The 2,684-nt window shown below is 66.1% G+C and carries 2 protein-coding genes; both read left to right on the plus strand.

The window, feature by feature from the left end; genetic code table 11:
- Positions 1 to 219: 219 nt before the first annotated feature.
- On the plus strand, positions 220 to 468 hold the full coding sequence (locus ACI38Z_RS05585; RefSeq protein WP_439789207.1) for an acyl carrier protein: 249 nt from the start codon (positions 220 to 222) through the stop codon (positions 466 to 468).
- 9 nt (positions 469 to 477) lie between these two features.
- Positions 478 to 2,397, plus strand: coding sequence for a CocE/NonD family hydrolase (locus ACI38Z_RS05590; RefSeq protein ID WP_439789208.1), 1,920 nt, complete (start codon positions 478 to 480; stop codon positions 2,395 to 2,397).
- Positions 2,398 to 2,684: the final 287 nt, after the last annotated feature.

Consider the following 2,684-nt stretch of genomic DNA (forward strand, 5'->3'; position numbering starts at 1 on the left):
TGGCGCGTGGCATCACGAATGACCCCGCGCCGAGGGCGGCGTAGGGGCCGCGGCCGAGGGCGCGCGTCCTTCTCGCCCGCGTGCGCGATTTCCCGTTGCACTGGTGCACAAAAGGCCCGCGGCGGTCCCGCGGAGTATTTGAACTTGGTGCCATGTCGTGCCGTGGTGCCTTTGGCGAGACTCTTTCATGACAGATAGGACGTCTGAAAGGGGATTGCCATGGACGAGGATCGTCAGGAAGTGTGGGACGCGCTCACCAAGCGCGCGAGCCAGCTGTTCGGGAAGGACCCGTCGGAGTTCACCGAGGACACCAAGTTCGCGGACCTCGGCATCAAGAGCGTCCAGGTGTCCCAGCTCACCACCTACCTCGAGGACGAGCTCGACATCGAGGTGCCGTTCATGAAGTTCCGCCGCTGCGAGACCTTTGGCCAGGCCACGGACTTCGTCTGCGACCTCCTGGACGAGTAGGGGGCGCGCATGTTCGTAGAGCCCAGGATCCCGGCCGAGTGGGTGCCGGTAAAGGACAAGAAGCTGCACGACCTCATCCAGATGACGGGCGAGTGCGCAAAGTTTGACGAGGACGAGTGCCCCATCTACTGGGACCCCGACACCGAAGGCTACATCTTCCTGCACCGCGAGCAGTTTGGTGAGGACGAGTTCATGGCGGCGTACCGCGTGGCCCGCCAGCCCAACGACAACCAGGCCGAGGTCGACCTCTCCGCGTCCGACGACCCGATGGCGCGCATGGGCCAGGGCTTCTGCCCGCCGTTCAACCCGCACACCTACGAGGCCGCGGACGGCGTCATCTGCATGCAGGACCAGGAGGTCGTGCTGCGCGACGGCACCAGGATCTACTGCGACATCTACCGTCCCAAGGACGTGGAGAAGGTCCCGACAATCGTGTCGTGGTCTTGGTTCGGGAAGCGCCCGGGCGACGGCATGAGCGAGTGGCAGATCATGGGCGTGCCTCCCATGACCGTGTCCAAGTGCGCGAAGTTCGAGAGTCCCGACCCGCTGTACTGGTGCTACCAGGGCTACGCCGTCGCCAACGTGGACGTGCGCGGTGCCGGCCACTCCGAGGGCTCGGTCCACATGTTCACGCACCAGGACCGCGAGGACGGATACGACTTTGTGGAGTGGGTCGCGGCGCAGCCGTGGTCCAACGGCAAGGTCGGCATGAGCGGCAACTCCGGCGTCGCCATGCACCAGTGGGGCATCGCCGCGGAGCAGCCGCCCCACCTCGCGTGCATCGCGCCGTGGGAGTGCACGACCGACCTGTACCGCGAGAGCTTCTTCGAGGGCGGCGTGCCCGCGCTGAGCTTCAACAAGTTCATCGCGGCGCAGGTGACGGGCCCCAACGGCGTGGACGACCAGGTCTCCATGGCCAAGATGTACCCGGACATGAACGCGTACTGGAACGACAAGCGCGCGGACTTCAAGAAGGTCAAGGTCCCCGTGTACCAGACGGCCGGCTGGTCGCACTTCCACCTGCCGGGCTCGTTCAACGCTTGGCGCCGCTGCCGCAGCCACCTCAAGTGGCTCCGCGTGCACCGCGACTTCGAGTGGCCGGACACCTATAACCCCCAGAACCTGGAGGAGCTGCGCCACTACTACGACCGCTACCTCAAGGGCATCCACAACGGCTGGGAGATGATGCCGCGCGTCCGTCTGGACGTGATGGACGGCTACGACGTGGACTACCAGGAGAAGCGCCCCGAGAAGGCCTGGCCGATTAAGCGCACCGTCTACAAGAAGCTCTACCTGGACGCGACCGCGCCCAAGGACTGCGTGGAGCTCGACCACCCCGCCGTGTGCTACGCGCTCTCGACGGAGGCGCCCGCGGCGGAGGGCAAGGCGTCCTACGACCCGGCGACCGAGGAGCTGGACTTTGACCTCACGCTCCCCGAGGACGTGGAGGTCACGGGCTACATGAGCCTGCACCTGTTTGTGAGCTGCGACGGCTACGACGACATGGACCTCTTCGTCAACGTCCAGAAGGCCGCGGCCGACGGCACATGGGTGCCCTGGCTCACGCTCGACGAGCCGCACCCCGGCGCTTGGGGCAAGTGCCGCGTCAGCCGCGCGACCGTGGACGCCAAGCTCACCAAGAGGCACACGCCCGTCTACACCATGACGGACACGCACAAGCTGGCCGAGGGCGAGGTCCGCGCGGTCGACATCGCGATCGTCCCCACCTCGCGCGTGTACCACAAGGGCGAGCGCTTCCGCGTGCAGATATCCGGAAGGTACATCCGCGACGGCTGGTTCGAGCCGCTGTCCTGGGACACGGACAACCACGGCACGCACAACGTGCACACGGGCGGGGAGCACGCCTCCTGGATCGAGGTGCCCGTCATCCCGCCGCGCTACCAGGCGGGGGAGTACATCCACAGGTAGGAAGGTGCGGGCGCGTTGGCCCGTCACACAGACAACGCGGGCGAGAAGGACGGTGCGTCCTTCTCGCCCCGTGAGTATTGGTCCCATCGGCATGCCGCGTGCGCTCATGGCTCGCTTGCGCGCGCGGCGCGCGTGCCGGGGTTGGGACGTCATGTTCCCAAACACGCAATCTAACTGCGGTAATGCGCGGGTGTTGCACCTGCGCCGGTAAGCGGGAAGCAAAGCTATCAGGAAGGAAACCATCATGCCCATGAAGACGTCGACGCGGTTCGTGAAGGCCGCGCTGC

It is taken from the genome of Parafannyhessea sp. (assembly GCF_051876455.1).
Classification (GTDB): Bacteria; Actinomycetota; Coriobacteriia; order Coriobacteriales; family Atopobiaceae; genus Parafannyhessea.

Coding starts and splice junctions, on each gene's coding strand:
- ACI38Z_RS05590 (WP_439789208.1), top strand. CDS start 478: ATGTTCGTAGAGCCCAGGATCCCGGCCGAGTGGGTGCCGGTAAAGGAC.
- ACI38Z_RS05585 (WP_439789207.1), top strand. CDS start 220: ATGGACGAGGATCGTCAGGAAGTGTGGGACGCGCTCACCAAGCGCGCG.